General features: G+C 53.0%; 17 protein-coding genes, 1 tRNA gene and 2 pseudogenes. 7 read left to right on the top strand and 13 right to left on the bottom strand.

What is annotated here, in order from left to right:
- Both trmH and recG read left to right on the top strand, forming a co-directional pair.
- Entirely contained in the window at positions 1-690 is a 690-nt protein-coding gene (gene trmH, locus ABIE10_RS19090; protein WP_016155007.1) for a tRNA (guanosine(18)-2'-O)-methyltransferase TrmH, read from the top strand.
- Positions 691-695: 5 nt separating this feature from the next.
- A complete protein-coding gene (gene recG / locus ABIE10_RS19095) occupies positions 696-2777 on the top strand; it encodes an ATP-dependent DNA helicase RecG (RefSeq protein ID WP_016155008.1) in 2082 nt (693 codons plus the stop codon).
- A 42-nt stretch (positions 2778-2819) separates the two neighbouring features.
- Here the strand turns inward: recG and gltS are convergent, their stop codons facing one another.
- Positions 2820-4025 (bottom strand): sodium/glutamate symporter, encoded by a 1206-nt coding sequence (gene gltS, locus ABIE10_RS19100; RefSeq protein ID WP_016155009.1) that lies wholly within the window; start codon positions 4023-4025, stop codon positions 2820-2822.
- A 225-nt stretch (positions 4026-4250) separates the two neighbouring features.
- On the opposite strand from gltS, the gene xanP reads away from it, so the two are divergent.
- Both xanP and ABIE10_RS19110 read left to right on the top strand, forming a co-directional pair.
- On the top strand, positions 4251-5642 hold the full coding sequence (gene xanP, locus ABIE10_RS19105) for a xanthine/proton symporter XanP (protein ID WP_003024026.1): 1392 nt from the start codon (positions 4251-4253) through the stop codon (positions 5640-5642).
- 121 nt (positions 5643-5763) lie between these two features.
- Positions 5764-7473 carry an AsmA family protein gene (locus ABIE10_RS19110; RefSeq protein ID WP_429156652.1) on the top strand — a complete coding sequence of 570 codons (1710 nt, stop codon included), beginning with the start codon at positions 5764-5766 and terminating at the stop codon, positions 7471-7473.
- 41 nt (positions 7474-7514) lie between these two features.
- Here the strand turns inward: ABIE10_RS19110 and ABIE10_RS19115 are convergent, their stop codons facing one another.
- The 9 genes from ABIE10_RS19115 to ABIE10_RS19155 all read right to left on the bottom strand — a co-directional run bounded on the left by ABIE10_RS19115 (position 7515) and on the right by ABIE10_RS19155 (position 17718).
- Complete coding sequence (locus ABIE10_RS19115; protein WP_429156655.1) at positions 7515-8198, bottom strand: D-lyxose/D-mannose family sugar isomerase; 684 nt, start codon at positions 8196-8198, stop codon at positions 7515-7517.
- Between the two features lie 49 nt (positions 8199-8247).
- Positions 8248-9108: a ketose-bisphosphate aldolase gene (locus ABIE10_RS19120; RefSeq protein ID WP_153689895.1), complete on the bottom strand. Its 861-nt coding sequence runs from the start codon at positions 9106-9108 to the stop codon at positions 8248-8250.
- A gap of 80 nt (positions 9109-9188) precedes the next feature.
- Positions 9189-10040 (bottom strand): class II fructose-bisphosphate aldolase, encoded by an 852-nt coding sequence (locus tag ABIE10_RS19125; protein ID WP_429156658.1) that lies wholly within the window; start codon positions 10038-10040, stop codon positions 9189-9191.
- An 11-nt stretch (positions 10041-10051) separates the two neighbouring features.
- Positions 10052-11143: a PTS fructose transporter subunit IIC gene (locus ABIE10_RS19130; RefSeq protein ID WP_003837581.1), complete on the bottom strand. Its 1092-nt coding sequence runs from the start codon at positions 11141-11143 to the stop codon at positions 10052-10054.
- Positions 11144-11169: 26 nt separating this feature from the next.
- Entirely contained in the window at positions 11170-11490 is a 321-nt protein-coding gene (locus ABIE10_RS19135) for a PTS fructose transporter subunit IIB (RefSeq protein WP_016155014.1), read from the bottom strand.
- 19 nt (positions 11491-11509) lie between these two features.
- Positions 11510-11980, bottom strand: a complete 471-nt coding sequence (locus ABIE10_RS19140; RefSeq protein WP_003842172.1) for a PTS sugar transporter subunit IIA — start codon at positions 11978-11980, stop codon at positions 11510-11512.
- Positions 11981-12006: 26 nt separating this feature from the next.
- On the bottom strand, positions 12007-13560 hold the full coding sequence (locus tag ABIE10_RS19145; RefSeq protein WP_016155015.1) for a BglG family transcription antiterminator: 1554 nt from the start codon (positions 13558-13560) through the stop codon (positions 12007-12009).
- A 446-nt stretch (positions 13561-14006) separates the two neighbouring features.
- Positions 14007-16325 carry an alpha-xylosidase gene (yicI, locus tag ABIE10_RS19150; RefSeq protein WP_429156664.1) on the bottom strand — a complete coding sequence of 773 codons (2319 nt, stop codon included), beginning with the start codon at positions 16323-16325 and terminating at the stop codon, positions 14007-14009.
- A gap of 10 nt (positions 16326-16335) precedes the next feature.
- Positions 16336-17718 carry a glycoside-pentoside-hexuronide family transporter gene (locus ABIE10_RS19155; RefSeq protein WP_016155017.1) on the bottom strand — a complete coding sequence of 461 codons (1383 nt, stop codon included), beginning with the start codon at positions 17716-17718 and terminating at the stop codon, positions 16336-16338.
- A 290-nt stretch (positions 17719-18008) separates the two neighbouring features.
- Between ABIE10_RS19155 and ABIE10_RS19160 the strand changes: the two genes are divergently transcribed.
- The 3 genes and pseudogenes from ABIE10_RS19160 to ABIE10_RS19170 all read left to right on the top strand — a co-directional run.
- A tRNA-Sec gene (locus ABIE10_RS19160) sits at positions 18009-18103 on the top strand.
- 283 nt (positions 18104-18386) lie between these two features.
- Positions 18387-18786 (top strand): annotated as a pseudogene (locus ABIE10_RS19165) (magnesium-translocating P-type ATPase); the annotation flags it as partial.
- A 16-nt stretch (positions 18787-18802) separates the two neighbouring features.
- A pseudogene (locus ABIE10_RS19170) lies at positions 18803-19168 on the top strand (anti-virulence regulator CigR family protein); the annotation flags it as partial.
- Between the two features lie 45 nt (positions 19169-19213).
- On the opposite strand, the gene ABIE10_RS19175 reads toward ABIE10_RS19170, so the two are convergent.
- The 3 genes from ABIE10_RS19175 to ABIE10_RS19185 are packed head-to-tail and all read right to left on the bottom strand — an operon-like array spanning position 19214 to position 21262.
- Positions 19214-19732: a fimbrial protein gene (locus ABIE10_RS19175; protein WP_103767026.1), complete on the bottom strand. Its 519-nt coding sequence runs from the start codon at positions 19730-19732 to the stop codon at positions 19214-19216.
- A complete protein-coding gene (locus ABIE10_RS19180; RefSeq protein WP_429156668.1) occupies positions 19725-20243 on the bottom strand; it encodes a fimbrial protein in 519 nt (172 codons plus the stop codon). The genes ABIE10_RS19175 and ABIE10_RS19180 overlap by 8 nt, the downstream gene beginning before the upstream one ends.
- Positions 20244-20254: 11 nt before the next feature.
- Positions 20255-21262: a fimbrial protein gene (locus ABIE10_RS19185; protein ID WP_429156671.1), complete on the bottom strand. Its 1008-nt coding sequence runs from the start codon at positions 21260-21262 to the stop codon at positions 20255-20257.
- Positions 21263-21281 lie beyond the last annotated feature (19 nt).

The raw sequence follows: 21281 nt of genomic DNA on the forward strand, positions 1-21281 counted from the left end.
ATGAATACTCAACGTTATGCACGTATTTGCGAGATGCTCGCACGTCGTCAGCCCGATCTGACCGTCTGCATGGAGCAGGTCCACAAACCTCATAACGTTTCTGCAATCATTCGTACTGCAGACGCGGTCGGCGTGCATGAAGTCCACGCCGTCTGGCCTGGTAGCCGTATGCGCACCATGGCCTCTTCTGCCGCAGGCAGCAACAGTTGGGTACAGGTGAAGACTCACCGCACTATTGGCGATGCGGTCACACATTTAAAAAGCCAGGGTATGCAGGTTCTGGCAACACATCTGTCAGATAAAGCCGTGGATTTTCGCGAGATTGATTACACGCGCCCCACCTGCATCCTGATGGGCCAGGAGAAAACCGGCATCACTCAGGAAGCGTTGGATCTGGCGGATCAGGACATCATCATTCCCATGACTGGCATGGTGCAATCGCTGAACGTTTCGGTCGCCTCCGCGCTGATTCTGTACGAAGCACAGCGCCAGCGGCAAAACGCCGGCATGTACCGACGAGAAAACAGCATGCTGGCGCAAGATGAGCAGCAGCGTTTGCTGTTTGAAGGCGGTTATCCGGTGCTGGCGAATGTCGCTAAGCGCAAAGGTCTTCCCTACCCCCACGTAAACACGCAGGGCGAAATTGAAGCCGATGCAACGTGGTGGGCCACTATGCAATCTGCGAGATAAACGCGATGAAAGGCCGTTTACTGGATGCCATCCCACTCAATTCTCTGACCGGCGTTGGCGCAGCGCAAAGCAGTAAACTGGCGAAAATTGGCCTGCACACCGTGCAGGACCTTCTGCTCCACCTCCCTCTGCGTTACGAAGACCGCACGCACCTGTACCCGATTGGCGAACTGCTGCCGGGCGTTTACGCCACCGTAGAAGGCGAAGTGCTGAACTGCAATATCACCTTCGGCGGACGCCGGATGATGACCTGTCAGATCAGTGATGGCTCCGGCATTCTCACCATGCGCTTTTTCAACTTCAGCGCCGCAATGAAAAACAGTCTCGCCACCGGTCGCCGGGTGCTGGCCTATGGCGAAGCCAAACGCGGAAAATACGGCGCAGAGATGATCCACCCGGAGTATCGCGTGCAGGGCGATCTCAGCACGCCGGAATTGCAGGAAACGCTCACGCCGGTATATCCAACCACCGAAGGCGTGAAGCAGGCCACGCTGCGCAAACTGACCGATCAAGCGCTGGACCTGCTCGATACCTGCGCCATTGCCGAACTGCTGCCGCCAGAGTTGTTGCAGGGCATGATGAGCCTGCCGGAAGCTCTGCGCACATTGCACCGTCCACCGCCGTCACTGCAGTTGAGCGATCTGGAAACCGGTCAGCATCCAGCACAGCGACGTCTGATTCTGGAAGAACTGCTGGCGCATAACCTCAGCATGCTGGCACTACGCGCCGGGGCGCAACGTTTCCACGCCCAGCCGCTGATCGCAAACAACGCGCTGAAAGATAAGCTGCTGGCGGCTCTGCCGTTTAAACCCACCGGCGCCCAGGCCCGCGTTACCGCTGAGATCGAACGCGATATGGCACTGGATGTCCCCATGATGCGTCTGGTACAGGGCGATGTCGGCTCAGGTAAGACGCTGGTTGCGGCGCTGGCCGCCCTACGTGCCATCGCACATGGTAAGCAAGTTGCGCTGATGGCCCCCACCGAACTGCTGGCTGAACAGCACGCCAATAACTTCCGCAACTGGTTCGCGCCACTGGGCATTGAAGTAGGCTGGCTGGCAGGTAAACAGAAAGGCAAAGCGCGCCTGGCACAGCAGGAAGCTATCGCCAGCGGTGAGGTGCAGATGATTGTCGGCACGCACGCAATTTTCCAGGAACAGGTGCAGTTCAACGGACTGGCACTGGTTATCATCGACGAACAGCACCGTTTTGGCGTACATCAGCGCCTGGCGCTGTGGGAGAAAGGCCAGCAGCAGGGTTTCCATCCACACCAGCTAATCATGACCGCCACCCCAATCCCGCGTACGCTTGCGATGACCGCCTATGCCGATCTCGACACGTCGGTCATTGACGAACTTCCTCCGGGGCGTACGCCGGTCACCACGGTGGCAATTCCGGATACCCGTCGCAGCGATATTATTGACCGCGTGCGCAACGCTTGTACCCATGAAGGGCGCCAGGCGTACTGGGTCTGTACGCTGATTGAGGAGTCTGATTTGTTAGAAGCTCAGGCCGCTGAAGCCACGTGGGAAGAGCTTAAACTGGTGCTGCCAGAGCTGAATATTGGCCTGGTACACGGCCGTATGAAGCCCGCAGAGAAGCAGTCGGTAATGGCGGCCTTTAAGCAGGGCGAACTGCAGCTGCTGGTTGCCACCACGGTGATTGAAGTGGGCGTAGACGTACCTAACGCCAGCCTGATGATTATTGAAAACCCGGAGCGCTTGGGCCTAGCGCAGTTGCACCAGCTACGTGGTCGCGTAGGTCGTGGCGCGGTGGCCTCCCACTGCGTCCTGCTCTACAAATCGCCGCTGTCAAAAACCGCGCAAAAACGCCTGCAGGTTCTGCGCGACAGCAACGACGGATTCGTGATCGCGCAAAAAGATTTAGAGATCCGCGGGCCCGGCGAGCTGTTGGGTACGCGCCAGACCGGAACGGCAGAATTCAAAGTCGCAGATTTATTGCGCGATCAGGCGATTATCCCGGAAGTTCAGCGCATTGCCCGTCATATTCACGAACGTTACCCGCAACAGGCTGTGGCGCTGATTGAACGCTGGATGCCGGAAACCGAGCGCTACTCCAACGCATAGTCGATTCATAGCGGCGGCGGATGTGACTCCGCCGCACAGACATTATTGCGCAAAAATCGGCAGCAGCAGATACAGCTTAATCACCAGCGCATTGACGATATCGATAAAGAACGCCCCCACCATCGGCACCACCAGAAACGCCATATGGGATGGCCCAAAACGTTCTGTAATTGCCTGCATGTTGGCAATCGCCGTGGGTGTCGCACCGAGGCCAAAACCGCAGTGTCCGGCTGCCAGCACGGCGGCATCGTAGTTCTTACCCATCATGCGCCAGGTGACGAATATCGCGTACAGCGCCATGAAAATGGTCTGCACAACCAGGATTGCCAGCATCGGCAGGGCCAGAGAAGCCAGCTCCCACAGCTTCAGACTCATTAGCGCCATCGCCAGGAACAGCGACAGGCTAACGTTACCCAACACCGAAACCGCACGCTCGAACACCCGATAAAAACCCATTAACGCCAGGCCGTTACTGAGGATCACCCCAACAAACAGCACGCAGACGAAAGTCGGCAGTTCCAGCACCGTTCCGACCAGCATTTGTGCAACGATTTTACCCACCGTCAGACAGATAGCGATCAGCGCAATGGTTTCAATCAGCACCAGCGAAGTGATTATGCGTCCGACATCCGGCTTTTCAAATGCGGTAGGCACAGCCTGATCGTCCGGCATGCCGTCTGGCGTGGTAGAGTGTTTGACCAGATAGCGGGCCACCGGGCCGCCAATCAATCCGCCCAGCACCAGGCCAAACGTTGCGCAAGCCATCGCCACTTCCGTCGCATTAGCGAAACCATAGCGCTCAATAAACAGTTTGCTCCATGCGGCCCCGGTTCCATGCCCACCAGAGAGGGTTATCGAACCGGCGATCAGACCCATCAGCGGATCCAGACCCAGCAGAGTCGCCATACCAATACCGATGGCGTTTTGCATCAGCAGCAGGCCAACAACCACAATCAGAAAGATACCCACCACGCGGCCACCCGCGCGCAGGCTGGCGATATTGGCGTTCAGGCCGATAGTGGCGAAGAATGCCAGCATCAGCGGATCGCGCAGGGTCATATCGAAGTTCACTTCCCAACCCATGCTTTTTTTCAGTACCAGCAGCGCAATCGCCACCAGCAATCCGCCAGCTACAGGTTCGGGAATGGTGTATTTTTTCAGGAAGGAAACAGACTGGACGAGCTTACGTCCCAGCAACAACACAAGGGTTGCCGCAACCAGCGTTGATAACGTATCGAGATAAAACATTTACAACTCCATTAGTGCGTTTAGCACAATCACGCACGATGCATTCCAGACCGATTTTTAGCTCTTATTGAGTTTTCGGTGTGGATTTTAAGCAGAAAATCATGAAAAGTTATATAAAAATGTTTGTTTATCCGTTTTAAATATTAAGAACACCTGGTAGCAAACGTTTGCATTTCCGCCATGGTCAGATAAAATCACCGCTTTTCCACCATGGGATTGCCTCTGATGTCCGTTAACGCCGTAGAGTCAACAAATGCGCAACCGGTTGCGCAGACTCACAACAGTGAACTGATTTACCGTCTTGAAGATCGCCCCCCACTAGCCCAGACCCTGTTTGCCGCCTGTCAGCACCTGCTGGCCATGTTCGTCGCGGTAATCACCCCAGCGCTGTTAATTTGCCAGGCGCTCGGTTTACCGGCTCAGGATACTCAACACATTATCAGTATGTCGCTGTTCGCTTCCGGCGTGGCTTCTATCATTCAGATCAAAGCCTGGGGGCCGGTCGGCTCAGGGCTATTATCCATTCAGGGCACCAGCTTTAACTTTGTTGCGCCACTGATTATGGGCGGTACAGCGCTAAAAACCGGTGGTGCAGATGTCCCAACCATGATGGCGGCGCTGTTCGGTACACTGATGCTGGCAAGCTGCACTGAGATGGTTATCTCACGCGTACTGCATCTGGCGCGTCGTATCATTACCCCGCTGGTCTCAGGCGTGGTGGTGATGATTATCGGCCTGTCGCTGATTCAGGTGGGGCTGACGTCGATTGGCGGCGGCTATGCGGCAATGAGCGACAACACCTTTGGCGCACCAAAGAATTTACTGCTGGCTGGCGTCGTGCTGGCGCTGATTATCCTGCTTAACCGCCAGCGCAACCCGTACCTGCGCGTTGCGTCACTGGTGATTGCGATGGCGGCAGGTTACCTGTTGGCGTGGTTTATGGATATGCTGCCGCAAAATACCGCGCCGGTAAGTCAGGACCTGCTGATGGTGCCAACGCCGTTGTATTATGGCCTGGGTATCGACTGGAGCTTACTGCTGCCGCTGATGCTGGTGTTTATGATTACCTCGCTGGAAACCATCGGTGATATTACGGCCACCTCCGATGTCTCCGAGCAGCCCGTTTCTGGTCCGCTGTATATGAAACGCCTGAAAGGCGGCGTACTGGCGAACGGTCTGAACTCGTTTGTTTCAGCCGTATTCAACACCTTCCCGAACTCCTGTTTTGGACAAAACAACGGGGTTATTCAGTTAACAGGTGTTGCCAGCCGCTACGTTGGTTTTGTGGTTGCGCTGATGCTGATCGCGTTGGGCCTGTTCCCGGCGGTCAGCGGTTTTGTACAGCATATTCCTGAGCCAGTACTCGGCGGTGCTACGCTGGTGATGTTCGGTACTATCGCGGCATCCGGCGTGCGTATCGTATCCCGCGAACCGCTGAACCGCCGCGCAATTCTGATTATCGCGCTGTCGCTGGCCGTCGGCCTCGGCGTTTCCCAGCAGCCGCTGATCCTGCAGTTCGCTCCGGACTGGGTGAAAAACCTGCTCTCTTCCGGCATTGCCGCAGGCGGTATTACCGCTATCGTTCTGAATCTGGTGTTCCCACCAGAGAAGCAATAAGCAAAATGCGGCGTTGATTCTGAATCAACGCCGCTGTAACGCTCTTTCACCATTCCCGCCTTGAGCATTGCGCCTAAATCGTGCATAACTTGACTATGTGCACTTCGCGGGATGGAAGACCATGAAATTTATTGGAAAGCTGCTTCTTTACGTGCTGATCGCCCTTGCAGTGGCGATCCTCGGCTTATATTTTCTACTGCAAACCCGCTGGGGCGCAGAGCACGTCAGCGCCTGGGTTTCGCAGAACAGCAGCTACCATCTGGCATTTGATGCCATCGATCACCGGTTTTCTTCTCCTTCCCATATTCTGCTGGAAAACGTCACCTTTGGCCGGGATGGTCAGCCCGCAACGCTGGTCGCCAAAACGGTCGATATTGGACTGAGCAGCCGCCAAATCACCGACCCGCTGCACGTAGACACCATCCTTTTGCAAAACGGCACGCTAAATCTTTCCCAGCAAACTGCGCCGCTGCCGTTCCAGGCCGATCGCCTGCAATTGCAAGATATGGCGCTTAATAGTCCCGGTAGCGAGTGGACCCTGAGCGCGCAGCGCGTTAACGGCGGAGTCATTCCCTGGAGTCCTGAGGCGGGTAAAATTCTCGGGAGTAAAGCGCAAATTCGGCTCAGCGCCAGTTCGTTGACGCTGAACGACGTCCCCACGACCAACGTATTGATTGAAGGCAGTATTGACCATGACCGTGTGATGCTGAGCAATATTGGCGCAGACGTGGCGCGTGGCGCATTAACCGGCGTGGCGCAACGCAATGCCGACGGTAGTTGGGTAGTGGAGAATCTGCGCCTGAACGATATTCGGCTGCAAAGCGATAAATCGCTGGCCGAGTTTTTTGCTCCGTTAAGCACTATTCCTTCCCTGCAAATTGGTCGTCTGGAAGTAACAGATGCCCGTCTGCAAGGCCCTGACTGGGCGGTGACGGATCTCGATCTGAGCTTGCGCAACATGACCTTCAGCAAGGACGACTGGCAAACTCAGGAAGGAAAACTGTCGATGAACGCCAGCGAGTTTATCTACGGCTCTCTGCACTTTTTCGATCCGATTATGAACGCCGAGTTCTCGCCGCAGGGCATAGCGCTGCGTCAGTTCACCACCCGCTGGGAAGGGGGAATGGTCAGAACATCCGGAAACTGGCAGCGCAACAACAAAGCGCTGGTCCTCGATGATGCCGCCATTGCCGGTCTGGAGTACACGCTGCCGGAAAACTGGAAACAGCTGTGGATGAAACCTCTACCAGCCTGGCTAGCCAGCCTGACGCTGAAGAAATTCAGCGCCAGCCGTAATCTGGTGATTGATATCGACCCGAGCTTCCCATGGCAGCTCACCGCGCTGGACGGCTACGGTGCTAACCTCGGGCTGGTGCAGAACAATCAGTGGGGGATCTGGAGCGGGAGCGCTAACCTCAACGCCGCTGCCGGCACCTTTAACCGCACCGACGTGCGTCGTCCTTCGCTGGCGCTGACGGCGAACAGCAGCACCATCAATATCAGCGAACTAAGCGCCTATACGGAAAAAGGGTTGCTGGAGGCCACTGCCAGTATTTCACAGTTGCCTCAGCGTCAAACTCAGGTCAGCCTGAACGGGCGCGGCGTGCCAATGACGATTCTGCAGCAGTGGGGATGGCCCGCACTGCCGCTTTCCGACGACGGTAACATCCAGCTTACCGCCAGCGGCAATATTCAAGCCGATGCGCCACTCAAGCCAACGGTCAGCGGCCAGTTGCATGCGGTGAACGTGGAGAAACAGCAGGTAACGCAAACCATGCAGGCGGGCGTGGTATCCGGTAGTGAAGTTACCGCCCCACCCGCTGCGCAGTAAAATCTGACGGCCCGGCGGCGCTTTGCCGACCGGGTCGCCGTTTATCGCTGTAAGCGCGCATATTCACTGCACAACAGCCACTTCACCGGCTCGTCCTCTTCTATCGCCGGGAAGCGACCGCCTGGCTCAAGGAAGTGATTGTCATGCAGGTCGTCATTGACCATCGAGATCTCCCAGCCCAGCACGAACGCTTTCTCCGCCCAAAAGCGATGATACAACCGCGGCGGCAGGGATACCCCCTGCCCCGGTTTCAATACCAGCGTCTCGCCAGCGTCAACGGAACGCCGCTGGCCATCGACGCTAACCTCAACAATGCTCCGGGCATCATACCCGTCATCAGGCGTAGCCCACGCCAACTGCATACATAAATCACCGCCGCCGTGGTTAACGATATCTTCCATTTTATGGCGATGAAAATGCCATGGCGTCTGCTGATCCTGCTGAATCTGCAGCATCTTTTCGGCGTACGGTTTGGGGTAGCTGGCTGACCCTAACTGACCATTGCGCAACGTCAGTAACGTCAGCCCCGTTTGCGCAAAATCTCCGCGCCCAAAGTCGGTTATATCCCAGCCCAGTTGGAGATCGAGCACTTCACGCCACAGAGTGTGATCCTGTTGCCGCCAGGCGTCAGCCGTAAAATACGCAAAGTCAGGCAGGCAAACCCGAAAAGTCTCGGCGATGGCATGCGCTTTATCGACGGCATAATTAATGTGTGAACGCTTCATTCCACTTTTCCTTGTTGCGAAAAAGGCGGGTCACCCCGCCTGTATGCGGTTAGTAAAGTGACGCTTTGCCGGTTGAGCCGAACAGTTTCATTTTGTGGCGGATCACATCCCGCGCGGCGCTAATGGCTTCCGGGTAAATAATGTTCGGGTCCCACCAGGTTTCTTTCGCCAGGATTTCGCGGACTTTCTGGAAGTAAGCGTATTTCATATCGCTGGAAATGTTGATTTTGCCAACGCCCAGCGTAACGGATTCGGCAATTTCCGCATCCGGGTTCGCGGAACCTCCGTGCAGCACCAGCGGAATGTCTACTCGCCCGGCGATGTCGCGCAGGATGTTCATTTGCAGCTCTGGCTGCATCCCTTTCGGGTAGATGCCGTGTGCAGTTCCAATCGCCACCGCCAGCGTATCCGCGCCGGTACGGGCGATAAAATCCTGTGCCTGATCAGGATCGGTATAAGTGACCTTCGATACACCGCCTTCCACTGACGTCCCGGTTTGACCAATCGTACCCAGTTCCCCTTCCACCGAAACGCCTACCGCATGCGCCAGCTTGACCACTTCACGGGTCAGCGCCACGTTCTCTTCATACGGCAACAGCGAGCCATCAATCATCACCGAGGTAAACCCACACTGAATCGCCCGCAGGACATGCTCGACCGAAGCGCCGTGGTCCAGATGCAGAGTAAAGGGAACCGGGCTGCGCAGAGTGATATCACGGACGTAGCTAAAAAATGCATCGCCTACAAAATCATGTTCGCTGGGGTGAATGGAGATAATCGCCGGGGTATTGGTTGCTTCCGCTTCTTCCACTACTGCACGTACAAAGCAGCTGTCCGCCACGTTGAATGCGCCGATGGCGAAACCGTGCTGACGGGTAGGTTGCAGTAATTCTTTCATCGAAACTAACATGTTAATTCTCCAGTTTCAGGGTGTAGAAAGCCCTGCCAGTGCGTCGTCGCAGAGGCATAGAAGGCGTTACAGAAAATGAATCAGGCTTTGTCGATAGCGCCGCTGGCCTGCAGGTACGGAATAATGGCTTCCTCGCAGGCCTGCTCCATCAGGGCCAGGGCATCAACGAGTTCACCGGATGTGTCGCGACACAGGGTATGCAGTAGTGCAGCCTTTCCGGCTTCGAAAACCGCCGCGCCAACGTTTATCTTGGCGACGCCAAACGTCGGGCAGCGCTGCAGCTGGTCAAACGGCGTCCCGCTGCCGCCATGCAGCGCCAGCGGCACCGTTGATAAACGGGCAATTTCCTCCAGTCGCTGGAAATCAATGGCGGGTATGACACCGGGCGCGTACATGCCATGTGCCGTGCCGACCGAGACCGCCAGTAAATCGATACCGGTCTGTTGGATAAAGGGCTCCACATCGGCGGCCTGGGTCATCAAATCAGCGTTAGCTGCGTGATCATAGCGCGGGGCGTCGGCCAGATGCCCCAGCTCACCTTCCACGCACAGAGAAACGCTGGTCGCGAGCTCAACCACCGCCCGGGTTTGGCGAATGTTCTCCTCCAGCGCAAAGGCGGAGGCGTCGATCATTAACCCGCTGAATCCGGCGCGAAAAGCCTGGCGAATGCGCACTGGGTCCTTTCCATGATCCAGCGCCAGCGCGACCGGTACCGACGCTTCCTGTGCCAGCGTTTTGACGACCGCCACCGCTATCGGTGCAGGAAAATGGCCCAGATGCCCCTGATACAGATTCAGAATGATGGGCGCACGGTGTTTCTCAGCCACCCGCACCGCCGCACGGGCGCTTTCCAGGTTCATACAGTTGATGGCCAGCAGCGCGTACTGCTCGCGCCAGGCTTTCGTCACCATGCTTTTCATATCGGCAAACATACGGCCTCCGGTTATTCCAGGGTGAAGGTGATCTCTTCGTCTTTCAGCTTTTGATCGCTAAGTTCATCAAACTCTTCGTCACGTTCGGTCACCGGTTTCTTCCACAACGACAGCATGACGCCGCAAATCACCGTGCCGATCCCAAGCGCCAGGCAAAACAGTAGCGGATGTGTAAAGAGCGGGACCACGAACATGCCGCCGTGCGGTACCGGGCTTTCGACGCCCCACACCATAATCAGACCGCCCGCTATCGCCGAGGCCACCACGCAGGACCCCACCACGCGCAGCAGGTCGCGCGCCGCAATGGGAATGACCCCTTCGGTAATCATGCAGATCCCCATCGGGAATGCCGCTTTCAGCGCCTCGCGCTCCGCACGGGTGTACTTGTGACGTGTCAGCAAAAAGGAGAGCGTAATGCCGAACGGAGGGATCATCGAACCGACAAACTTCACCGCTTCCGGACCGTACACGCCGCTGACCAACATGCCGTCAGCAAAGAGCGACATGGTTTTATTCACCGGTCCGCCAAAGTCGAATGTCGCCATTGCGCCAAGGATGGCCCCCATTAAAAAGCGTGACCCGCCCTGCATGGACTCCAGCAGATGAATCAACGCGTCCTGCAGCCAGGCTATCGGTTTGCCAATGAGCGTCATCATCAACAGGCCGCCAATGACGGTACTCAGTACCGGCAACACCATGATGGGCATCAACCCCTGCATCGACTGCGGCAAACGGATATAGCGCTTGAGCAGCAGGACGGTATAACCGACCAGAAAACCGCCCAGCATCCCGCCGATAAAACCGGTATGAATTTCACCGCAGACAAAGCCGACAATCAGACCCGGCGCGAATCCGGGGCGGTCAGCAATGGAGTACGCAATCGCCGCACTAATCAGCGGTACGATTAACCCCATCCCCCAGCCGCCAATCTGGTTGAGCATCCAGGGTATGGTTCCTGTTTTTTCACCCACGTTAGTGCCGCCAAGTATTTGCCCGAGAGCAATACAGATCCCGGCGGCAACAATTAACGGGATCATCCACGAAATCCCCGTTAATAAATGTCTTTTTATTTCCTGAGATAGCGGAATTTTATTTTCACTCATGTGAAATCCCTCCAGAATGGGGATCGCTACTGGTTATTATTAACTAATGATTTTTCGACCTTTTCAAGAAACTGAATGGGCGATTTTATGACGATTTCAGTTTTTACTCGCACAATACGTTTATTTAAAAATCGTTCCTCCCCTTTTATTTTTACATCCACAGCGAGAATCACGACATCAGCAGCAGAAATGTCCTCTGTCAGCAGTTCGTTTTCCGTGCCGATAGTCCCCTGGGTTTCTACTCTTATATTATGACCAAGCGCTTTAGCACCTTTAATTAACTTCTCACGGGCAATATAGGTGTGCGCAATACCTGCCGTACAGGCGGCAACACAAACAATATTCATAACATGCTCCACGTTTTATTTAGCAGACATTGGATTCAGCATATTGGCTAAAAAGCTCAATAATTTTCTGTGGACTGCTTTCGACTAACAGTTGTTCAATAATGTCGTCATCCGCCAACGCGCCAGCAACCTGCGAAAGCAGACGAATATGGGTAGTGTTTTGATCTTCAAGGCGTACGGCAAACAGAATGATGCAGCGCACGTTGCTGCCGTCCAGGGTTTCCCAGGGAATATCCTGGCGGGTACGCCCAATCGCCAGTGTGGTATTGACCACCGCCGAGGATTTCCCGTGCGGAATCGCAATATGATTTTCGAAGCCGGTCGAGCCTTCTGATTCACGCTGCCAGACATCCTGAATAAACGTTTCCCGGCAGCTAATTGCCCCATCTTTTTGCAGAATATCTGTCAGTTCCTCAATAACCTCCGTTTTGTTTGTGGCCTTCATGTCCAAAATAACGCGATTTGTATTGAGTATTTTCGTGATGTCCATAAATCATACCTCATGGAGTTCAGACATTAATTTTCAACGACCAGCGACGTCGCCCGATGTAATTTTTCCGTAATAACCGTTTCTGTTACCCGCTTAATATCCGCATCATTGAAGAAGGCGGTGACATACACGACCGGCATGGCAACGGCAGGTAAATTGATCGTCGATACCACCAGTTCAATATCGTCCGTCAGGACGGAGGGCAAGCTGCCTGCCGACACCACGCCGACGATGGTCCAGTCCGGAAAGGCGCGCAGAATGCGGCTTTTGAGTAAGTGAGAGGTGCCGATACCGGTTGAGCAAACCAGCAGCACACGTTTACGCGCTATCTGACGCTCCATCGCGGCCTGAAAATGCACGGTTAAATATCCCACCTCATCATCCGACACGGCCCGCTCGCCCCAGCCGCTAAACACCCGATTCACCGCGCACTGTGTCAAACGCCAGACGTCCTGCAACTCGCCTTTAATGTCCTCCAGCAGCGGATTACGAATGCGGATCTGGTAGTTCAGGCGGTTAATCAGCGGCTTAATATGAATCAGCAATCCGTCATACAGCGCAGTGTCCTGGCTAAGATCGCAGTCAACCATTTCGGCGAAGGTGGCAATCAGCCGATGGGTAATCAAGCGTGCTTCGTCGCTGGAGTGCATATGGCCAATTACGCTCACATCGTTATGCTCTTCAATCACCATACCGGAGGAGATAATATATTGATAAATAAACCAGACTTCGTCTTCCGGCAGCGGGTGGGCAATGCGTTTTTCGATATGCTGAATCATGCGACTGGCAATGGAAAAAATGTTCTCATCACATGACGTGATGCTTTCTTCTTTTCTCGGCAGCGCATTGCCCCGCGTAATGCGGTACATCATGATCAGAATATGAGTAAAGATATTGACGTAATAAGGCTCGCCCAGCGACCAGCACAGATCGTTCTCCATTTCCTGCAACAGCGTCTGGACAAATAAAACGTCTTCTTCGCCGAAGTAATGCACTAACGCTTTATAACTGCCCGGATCAAGTCGTGAATAAATCACGCTTCCAGGTTCATTATGGTTAATCACACCGTTAATCAGCGACGCCATCGCCTGGCGCACGCCGCTCTCGCTGCCTTCAATGTGTGTACCACTCTGGCTGCGAATCAGCGACAGGCCCAGCGGGGTAATCCACGATTCAATCACTTTCAGATCGTTAACAATCGATGCACTACTAATAAAATAACGTTCGGATAATTTATTGATCGATGTTTCATGCGGCGTTTCACTTAATAATTGCGAGGCTATCTTAACCCGCCGTGAATTATTCATCATGCCGTCAGCATCATCACCCTCCGACCCTAATAACTGATCCAGATATAAAAGGTCAGTAATGTTATCGGCACTTAATATCACGCCCGCACCGGCACGTTTATCGATGGATATTTTCCATTCCGATAACCATTGCTCCAGTAACCGCAGATCGCGCTGGACGGTCTTCTCTGAAACAGATAAATATTCGGCAATTTTTAGCAGCGTAACATATTCCTTCCGGGACAGAAGAAACTTTAATAATCTGTTTTGTCGCGAGGTAATCATTTGCATTATTTACCCTTATTACATACCAGATTAAATATCTATACCCGTCATACTTCAAGCTGCATGTGCGTTGGCTTTCCTCGCTCACCTCAGTCACGTACTTATGTACGCTCAGGGGACTCGCTACGTCGCCGCCTTCCTGCAACTCGAATTATTTAGGTAATAAAGAAGCATTTATGCTCCACGTGTAATCCGTGATGATAAATATAAGAGGACTACGATGCGCCAACAATACTAAATCGTGTCCTGTATTCCGGACAGAAATAAGACAAAAAGAGGAAATAGTGAGATATTTACGGCGCAGATCACATTTTTCGCGGGAATTAGAGTGATAGCGCTCGCAAATATGGTGAGGTAAAAATTTAAGTCGGGATGTTTTTGATTTTCAGATCTGGAACGCTGCTCGCGGCGTGGGCCGGATAAGACGCATCCGGCACCACGTTCAGATTCGCTTACAGGGTTATCGTCAGCACATCTTCATCCGGCGTGACAACCGTTCCCCACTCGCTGCCCGCAGATGAACCACCCTTCACACCGCTAACCTGTGGAATATTACGCAGGCACAGCGTCCAGTTACGCGCATCTCCACTACCTTGCACGATGATGGTATTACCCGTGCGCGTCGCCTTCAGCGTGAAGATAACCGAGCCGTCAGCAGCCGGAACTTCACAGAGTGCTTCCCGCCCCTCCTGCAGATGGAACAGCTGGAACGCGGTTCCTTCATGCCAGGCGTAGTCCGGCTTCTGGTTATTGCTGCCCAGCGCCAGCAGGGTATTGTCACGCACATAAACCGGCAGACTCAGGAAGTCATGCTGCTGCTTATGCCAGCGGCTGCCGGCCACCTCATCATTACGCCACAGATGCGTCCAGCGTCCTTCCGGCAGATAGAAGTGCACATCGCCCGCCTCGCTAAACACCGGCGCGACCATCACGCTATCGCCCAGCATGTACTGGCGGTCGAGATAATCACACGCCGGATCGTCCGGGAACTCCAGCATCATCGCGCGCATCATCGGGGTGCCCTGCGCATTAGCGAGCGCTGCTTCACGATACAGGTACGGCATCATGCGGCATTTCTGTTCGGTGAAGTAGCGCACCACATCGCAGGATTCGTCATCGTACGCCCATGGCACACGGTAGGATTTACTGCCATGCAGGCGGCTGTGGCTGGAGAGCAGCCCAAACGCACACCAGCGCTTGTAGACGTGCGCCGGAGCGGTATTCTCAAAGCCGCCGATATCATGGCTCCAGAAGCCAAAGCCGGACAGGCCAATAGACAAGCCACCGCGCAGGCTTTCCGCCATCGATTCATAGTTGGCGTAGCAGTCGCCGCCCCAGTGCACCGGAAACTGCTGTGCGCCCACGGAGGCCGAACGAGCAAACAGCACCGCCTCTTCTTCACCGACGGTTTCTTTCAGCACGTTCCACACCAGTTCGTTGTAGATGTACGCATAATGGTTGTGCATCTTCTGCGGATCGGCACCGTCAAACCACTGCACATCCGTGGGGATGCGTTCGCCAAAGTCAGTTTTGAAGCAGTCAACGCCGATATCCACCAGACCTTTCAGCTTGTTGGCATACCACCCGCAGGCTTGTGGATTAGTGAAGTCATAAATCGCCAGGCCCGGCTGCCATTTATCCCATTGCCACAGGGAACCGTCCGGGCGCTTGAGCAGATACCCTTTCGCTTTCAGTTCATTGAATAGCGGGGATTTCTGACCGATGTAGGGGTTTATCCATACGCACACCTTCAACCCTTTCTCTTTCAGGCGGCGGATCATACCTTCCGGGTCCGGGAAGGTCACCGGGTCCCACTCAAAGTCGCACCACTGGAAGGCCTTCATCCAGAAACAGTCGAAGTGAAAGACGTGCAGCGGCAGATTGCGCTCGGCCATACCGTCGATAAAGCTGTTCACCGTCGCTTCGTCGTAATTGGTGGTGAACGATGTGGTCAGCCACAGACCGAACGACCAGGCTGGCGGCAACGCCGGACGGCCGGTAAAGCGGGTATAGCGATCCAGCACCGCCTTCGGCGTTGGGCCGTCGATGACGAAATATTCCAGATACTCGCTTTCAACGCTGAACTGCACTTTCGACACTTTCTCAGAGCCGATTTCAAACGACACGCACTGCGGATGGTTCACCAGCACGCCGTAGCCGCGGTTGGTGAGATAAAACGGGATGTTTTTGTAAGACTGCTCGGTACTGGTACCGCCATCGCGGTTCCAGGTTTCTACCGTCTGGCCGTTACGTACCAACGCGGTAAAACGCTCCCCCAGCCCGTACACCGTTTCCCCCACGCCCAAATCCAGACGCTCAAACATATAGTTACGCCCGCTGTGGGTATCCTGCACGTAACCGCTATTCTTTAGCTGACTGCCGGTAATACGTTCACCATTACGCAGGAAATCCAGCGACCAGAACTCACCTTTGGTCACCCGAACGCTCAGATTGCCGCTCTTCAGTTCGGCAAATTCAGCGGTGTTTCGCATCTCAACATTGACGTCCTGCAACACGTTCAGCGGGTAATGCGGGCCGGTATCCAGCGCGCCCTGGAAGTGTTCCATACGTACGCCCACCACACCTTCCTGCGGCGAGAAAAAGCGTAAGGTGAAGAGTGGGGTATCCAGTTGCCAGGTACGTTCACGCACGTCGCGCGGCGCAACGTAGACAATCATCTCGTTACCCTGCTGTTCAACGTCGAACACCTGAATTGGGTGTATTAAATTCAGGCCAGGTTGGGTCAGCCAGTTACCATCGCTAATTTTCATCGTCAGTTCCTTAGTTCTGTAATTCTTTCGTCGTGAAATCCTGCTGGTTGCGGCGCGCGCCCTGAGCCAACTGACTCATAATTTCCGTCAGATACGGCGTTTTCAGGGTATAGAAGCGTTTGGCAATCACGGCACTCAGCAGGTAACAAATCGCCGGGACAATGGTGAACAGGGCGATGATGATGCTAATGGTGGCGCTGTTCTGGGTTTTCGCTGCGGCGTCGTAGCCACCACCCGCCAGCATCCAGCCGATCAGCGCCCCGCCGAGCGCCAGACCCAGCTTGAGCACGAACAACGTGCCCGCAAAGCTGATCCCCGTCAGGCGTTTACCGTTGCACCATTCGCCGTAATCAACGGTGTCGGACATCATTACCCACTGGATTGGCGTAACGAGCTGGTGCAGTACACCAATGACAAAAATAAAGATAAACATGGTGATGCTGGCGTGCATCGGCACAAAGAACATCGCCAGGCTCGCTACCGCCAGCGCAGCGTTGGTCCACCAGAAGACGCTGACTTTGCATTTCCAGTCGGTCAGCGGTTTTGCCAGCGCAGAGCCGATCAGGTTGCCGACGCAATAGGCGGTGAGAAAGGCGACAAACACCTCCGGCTTACCCAAAATCCAGGTGACGTAATACATCATCGCCCCGCCACGAACGCAGACGGCCAGAATATTGAGGATGGTCAGCAGGCCGACGATGCGCCATTGGTCGTTTTGCCAGATGTCGCGCAGGTCTTCACGCATAGAGGTGGTGCTCGGCGGCGCTTCCACGCGTTCTTTGGTAGTGAAGAAGCAGAACGCCAGCATCAGGAACGCCACCACGGAGAGCACCGCAATCCCACCTTGAAAGCCGAACGCTTTATCCTCGCCACCAATCAGATTCACCAGCGGCATCATCAGCACGGTGGAGAGCATGCCGCCCGCCGTCGCCAGCACAAAGCGCCATGATTGCAGGGAGATACGCTGCGTAGGGTCATTAGTGATCACGCCGCCCAGCGCGCAGTAGGGAATATTGACCACGGTATAAAGCAGGGTCAGCAGCGTGTAGGTGATTGCGGCATAAATCATTTTGCCGTTCAGGCTGAGATCCGGCGTGCTGTAGGCCAGCACGCAAACCAGACCAAACGGCAGTGCGCCGAACAGCACCCACGGACGGAATTTCCCCCAGCGCGAACGGGTACGGTCGGCCAGCAGCCCCATGCAAGGGTCTGAGATGGCATCCAGCGCGCGGGCCAGTAAGAACATGGTGCCAACAAATCCGGCTGGGATACCAAAAATATCGGTATAGAAGAACATCATATATAACATGACGTTATCGAAGATAATGTGGCTAGCCGCATCGCCCATTCCGTAGCCAATCTTCTCTTTAACAGACAGAATTTCACTTTTCATTACGCATCCTTGTTAGCACTTTCACACGCCCTGATACCGGTTACAGTTCTTGTAAACCATCCCTGTGAGCGCGGGTATTCCGATATCTCGTTATCAAATTACGATTCTTGTTTTCTGTGATCAGCGTAGCGTCTAAAAATGTGTCTAAGTGTAAGTAATGGATTTTGCGGGGATTTATTTGAAACTGGTCATGGTATAGAGAAACGGAAGTTAAAAAAGTGAGTGAGGGGGTGTGGAAACGTTTGGAAGTAGCTATAATGCGCCCCGCCTCCATGTAGCAATCGAGGCGCGGAAGATCGTCATCTCCGGTGAGGTGGCTGGACTTCAAATCCAGTTGGGGACGCCAGCGTTCCCGGGCAGGTTCGACTCCTGTGATCTTCCGCCAAAATGCCTCTCCTGAGCTCCCTCGAAGTCAACAAAACCCCTGTAATACCTGATAAAAAAAAGAGAAATAACCCCACCATTGTCGCCTGAAGGTAATCGGCATCAAGTCCTTTTTTGGGGCACATTAGGGGGTGTTATTTTCCTTTAAAATATCAGCACCCCATAATGGTAAAAATGTGATTTATAACAACATGTTACAAAGATATCTTCCCTCATACAGGAAGACACCCAACCGTCGATATTAAGCCGATGGACTGGCTTGAGATTCTTCGCCGCCTTGAGCGGAAAGCGATCGGGTGCTGACGCTGCCCTGGCTGAACTGTAACAGCCAGAGAGGCGCGCGAAATCTGATGAACAGAGCGGTACTTCGCTTCGGTGAAAACCGAATTGCGCCGACAGCGAAAGTGCGTTTTGTGAAGCTTGACGAGCTGCCGTTTGATTTTGTGCGCCTCCGTGTATCTGCGTCGGTAGAGGATGTACGTAACGGTGATAATCGTCTGATTTGCAAAGGCGCAGTGGAAGAGATGCTGATGGTGACAAGGTGGTCACGCTGGATGAAACCGTCGTGAGTTACTGCTGACGAAAACGGAAGGTTACAACGCGCAAGGATTCCGGGTGTTGCTGGTGGCGACCCGCAAACGGGATGATTCAGCGCTGCACCTGCCACTCAGCACGGGTGATGAACAGGGCATAGGTACACGGCAATGGTAATAGTGGCAACCATGGCAATAATAGTGATAATCACGGAAATAAAGGGAATGCGCAGAAAGGCAATGCGGGTCAGAAAAATAACGCATCATCCGATCACCGTAAAAACTATGGCAAACCGGATCATGTCGATTCTGATATCAGTTTTTCGGCTGCCCGACATTTGGCGGTGAATTATGGCCTGAAGGGGTGTGGCTCCTTACCACCAGGCATTGCGAAAAAACCGGTTCCGGCATCGATGTTGGGGCAACGACCTTATTATCCTGGCTATGAATGGAAAATAGTAAGGAATGATTTCGTTCTTATTGCACTGAGCACCTCAGTAGTGACCGCAATTATCAATGGCGTGTTTGATTAATTGATTAACAAGCCGGGGAATTTCCCCAGCTTTTGTTATGCTATCTCAATAATAAGTAAACGTCACCGGTAAACTGGCTGTGTAATTACCTGCCGGTATGGTCCCTGTATGTGGAGACACTCTGGCCAATAAGGAGCCATCAAATTGCTTTTGGCTCACAAGAAACGGTGCTTTACTCAGCTCGATCGGCTTCCCGAATTCTACGGCTCCTCCACCTTTCTTCCATGACAAGGTGATATCAACCTTATTATTTGACGTGCTGAGTTTCGAATTACTGCCCCCTGCCAGAGTAACTTCAAATTTGGTGATATCACTGGCACAGTCAATCACAATGGGAACTTCAACGTTACTATCACCTAATAAGGCACCTGAAGTTGTGATTAGCGGAAGTTGCACGGTTTCAGGCAGGCCAAGCCCTTTATTGATTTGGCACTGAGGATTAGTGACCTGCATTGCAATGGGGAGACTTACGCTTGCCTTTTGTGCGGCCTGGTTATTAAACGCCGTTAATGTGCTTAACAGTCCCGCCAGCAATGGGAAAAAAAGACATCTCCTGTCAATCATAGGTCACCTCGACAGTCAGACTGGTGGAAATATTCCCTGCCTGGAGCGTTTCACCCGGAATTTGTTTAGGCAACAGCTGAAACTGACCAAGCGTTTCATTTTTGTTACTTGATGCAGTTGGGAGCGCAAAAGGCTTATTTAATTCTAGCGACTTAAAATCTGTGCCGGCTGGATCTTTCCATGACAACGCAAGCCCAACGCCGGATAACCCCGTATTCATCAGGTTAGTGCTGCTCTTGGAAACGTCAGCAGCAGGCGAGAATTTTAGTGAGATCCCGGTTGCGGGCCAACTGCAAGCAATATTCAAATCAACTGTCTGTGGTGTAGTTGCGTTGTTTTCAAGTTGGCTTACACTCACTTGCTGAAAATTAATATTTGCAGGTGATAGTGTTACCGCGCATGTATTTAATGCTATTTCTGCATTAATAGTTACTTTCTTCGGTATTGTTACTGCAAATCCTTTACAACAAGGGAGCATTATCAAGAACAGATATAAACACCACCTTTGCATACAACCACCAATTATCTATAAACAAGAGAAACATTTAAATAAGTAGATACAGCACCAGAAGGTAGTGGCGTAGAAGGCATAACTTTTACGTCATAATAGACTCTACCAGATGTATCTGAGGCCGATGGGGAAACCATTGGCCATAATGTGTTAAGAGGAATAGTGCTATTGGAATAAGAAGGTGTGCTTATTTTAAAAATTAAATTATTCCCACTCTTGTCTTTGGCACTAAACGTGCCTTGGGAGGCATCTATTGTGTGTTCTGGTTCATACTTGATATATACACCATTTACTGCACCTTTATTTTTACAGGAATAATCTAAGTAGAAATCCTTTTTAATATTTCCGTTATTAATATCTGGCGGGGATAAGCGTCCAAAGTTTAAGTTCTCAGTAGATAAAGACATCGTACAGGTACCTTGATTATATATATTCATTTGTCTCCCCTTTTCAATAACGGAACCAACATTGATAGTTGGGCTATTGTCTAAAACTCCCAACCCGAAACTTGGAGAGGGTATCATTACACTTCGCTGATCATCTACATGATAGTTTTTCCAATATGCTGAACCTATGAGTAATTTAGCTGATCCAATGGTTGTTCCATTAGGCCACTTAGCTTTTTGATCCCAAGGTGTACTCTTTGTCGTGGTCGAGCGTATCTTATTATTCTCGCAGACCATTCCAGTTAATTTCCATTCCGCGCCGGTCACTCCATCTATTGAGATGGTACTACTATCCTTACATTGTAGCCCATCATTTAACCTCATTATCATTCGGCTAATCCCTGTAACTCCATCCATGTAATCGGCGTCACAATACATATCACCATTAATGGTAGCTATAAGCTCCCCTGCATAGTAACTATCCACGGAGGTATAATAACCTGATGCTAAATATTCTGAACCTGCACTTCCTAAATTCCATACGATGCCGAGTCCTGTCCCACAATTTTTTGCACTGGCAGGATGTATCAATAATGAAAATGGTATCAGGAGATATAAAAAAAATTTAAGCATATAGATATTCCATCTACTA

The sequence above is a fragment of the Citrobacter sp. 506 genome, from assembly GCF_050434985.1.
GTDB lineage: Bacteria > Pseudomonadota > Gammaproteobacteria > Enterobacterales > Enterobacteriaceae > Citrobacter > Citrobacter braakii.

Coding starts and splice junctions, on each gene's coding strand:
- trmH (WP_016155007.1), top strand. CDS start 1: ATGAATACTCAACGTTATGCACGTATTTGCGAGATGCTCGCACGTCGT.
- recG (WP_016155008.1), top strand. CDS start 696: ATGAAAGGCCGTTTACTGGATGCCATCCCACTCAATTCTCTGACCGGC.
- gltS (WP_016155009.1), bottom strand. CDS start 4,025: ATGTTTTATCTCGATACGTTATCAACGCTGGTTGCGGCAACCCTTGTG.
- xanP (WP_003024026.1), top strand. CDS start 4,251: ATGTCCGTTAACGCCGTAGAGTCAACAAATGCGCAACCGGTTGCGCAG.
- ABIE10_RS19110 (WP_429156652.1), top strand. CDS start 5,764: ATGAAATTTATTGGAAAGCTGCTTCTTTACGTGCTGATCGCCCTTGCA.
- ABIE10_RS19115 (WP_429156655.1), bottom strand. CDS start 8,198: ATGAAGCGTTCACACATTAATTATGCCGTCGATAAAGCGCATGCCATC.
- ABIE10_RS19120 (WP_153689895.1), bottom strand. CDS start 9,108: ATGTTAGTTTCGATGAAAGAATTACTGCAACCTACCCGTCAGCACGGT.
- ABIE10_RS19125 (WP_429156658.1), bottom strand. CDS start 10,040: ATGTTTGCCGATATGAAAAGCATGGTGACGAAAGCCTGGCGCGAGCAG.
- ABIE10_RS19130 (WP_003837581.1), bottom strand. CDS start 11,143: ATGAGTGAAAATAAAATTCCGCTATCTCAGGAAATAAAAAGACATTTA.
- ABIE10_RS19135 (WP_016155014.1), bottom strand. CDS start 11,490: ATGAATATTGTTTGTGTTGCCGCCTGTACGGCAGGTATTGCGCACACC.
- ABIE10_RS19140 (WP_003842172.1), bottom strand. CDS start 11,980: ATGGACATCACGAAAATACTCAATACAAATCGCGTTATTTTGGACATG.
- ABIE10_RS19145 (WP_016155015.1), bottom strand. CDS start 13,560: ATGCAAATGATTACCTCGCGACAAAACAGATTATTAAAGTTTCTTCTG.
- yicI (WP_429156664.1), bottom strand. CDS start 16,325: ATGAAAATTAGCGATGGTAACTGGCTGACCCAACCTGGCCTGAATTTA.
- ABIE10_RS19155 (WP_016155017.1), bottom strand. CDS start 17,718: ATGAAAAGTGAAATTCTGTCTGTTAAAGAGAAGATTGGCTACGGAATG.
- ABIE10_RS19175 (WP_103767026.1), bottom strand. CDS start 19,732: ATGATTGACAGGAGATGTCTTTTTTTCCCATTGCTGGCGGGACTGTTA.
- ABIE10_RS19180 (WP_429156668.1), bottom strand. CDS start 20,243: ATGCAAAGGTGGTGTTTATATCTGTTCTTGATAATGCTCCCTTGTTGT.
- ABIE10_RS19185 (WP_429156671.1), bottom strand. CDS start 21,262: ATGCTTAAATTTTTTTTATATCTCCTGATACCATTTTCATTATTGATA.